Origin of the sequence: Aeromonas sp. PrichA-15, from assembly GCF_017939245.1 — a bacterium.
GTDB classification, from domain to species: domain Bacteria; phylum Pseudomonadota; class Gammaproteobacteria; order Enterobacterales; family Aeromonadaceae; genus Aeromonas; species Aeromonas caviae.
This window is the reverse complement of the sequence record NZ_JAGKRH010000261.1, coordinates 1-1,180: the sequence shown is the minus strand read 5'-3', so window position 1 is coordinate 1,180 and position 1,180 is coordinate 1. Positions and strand designations below refer to the sequence as shown.

Annotated in this window: 1 protein-coding gene; it reads right to left on the bottom strand. The window is 43.9% G+C overall.

Annotated features, from left to right (window positions below):
* Positions 1-749: 749 nt before the first annotated feature.
* The gene (locus tag J9889_RS24305; protein WP_324826347.1) at positions 750-839 is read right to left on the bottom strand and encodes a hypothetical protein; all 90 of its coding nucleotides are present in this window, start codon (positions 837-839) and stop codon (positions 750-752) included.
* Between the last annotated feature and the right edge of the window lie 341 nt (positions 840-1,180).

The following is a 1,180-nucleotide window of genomic DNA, read 5'->3' as shown; positions in this document are numbered from 1 at the left end:
AACCGCGTTGCACCAAGGCTTGGTTGTACTGCTGCCAGTTGCTGATCTTGTGCTTGGACTTGCCCATCTGATGCTCTCGGAGACTGCGCTACAGGATCAGATCACCGAGATGACAGATAGTTCCCCGATTTGAGCAACAAGGCCCCACCACAATGGAATTCTTATGGGTGTGCATGGCGTTTTCGATAATTATCGTTCTGTCAGGTATAACTAAGGAAGGTGCGAATAAGTCATATGGCACGAGAGCATTTACTGGTAACCCATTGATATTAAATGACTAAAATTTTCATTTTTGTTCGTGGGATACTTGTTCGCACTTTCCCTAACCGCTCTTGGTAGAAAGTTTATTTCTGAAAATGCATATTTATAATTCCGCCCTTGGCGGAGAATGCAACCAGATATTTATTACTTTCATCAAGCGTGTACTATTTCTACTTTTCTAGAGTGTATTCATTGCTTGATGGTCTTCTCAAGGAGTATTGATTTTTATGAAGATGGATTTAATTTCTACATTCCATGTTTATATTTAATTTGGAAGAGAAAACAAGGTGGGAAAGTAAAACCTGGTTTCTCTTCGCTGCGTCGCAGCGGAATGTTGAAATGGAAAAATTAATTTATAGCTCTCATAATTAATAAATGGACAGTTTTCCGAATTTTTCAAGTGGGGTGAATGAAATAAATTTCAAAAAATGATGAGATTGGTTGTTTTTGAAGCATTCTGTGGGGGTTCGCCTACCACAACCCTCGATTTAGTTGCACACCCCATGCTGAATCCGTCCCACCAAATTCACAACAGCCTGAACCCCCATCGGTCTATTCAGCAATGTGGCTGGAGCCACGCCACCGAGGCCCCAAGCTGGTCTGTTTATCCATGACAACGCCTTGGTGTATCGTTCTTGTTGAGGGATAGTGCCGCATTGAGGGCCTGTACAACGCCGTATACCCTAGGGAAGGTGCGAATAAGTCATATGGCACGAGAGCATTTACTGGTAACCCATTGATATTAAATGACTAAAATTTTCATTTTTTGTTCTTGGGATACTTGTTCGCACGTATCTATTCACCAGGACGGGGTTGACGGCATCAGTTCTGCCGGGATGGGATAATCTGTCTTCTCGATGCACGCCCTGACCACGGCCCTCAACCACTCCTGTGGGCAGCGGCCCAATCGCTTGCCGGT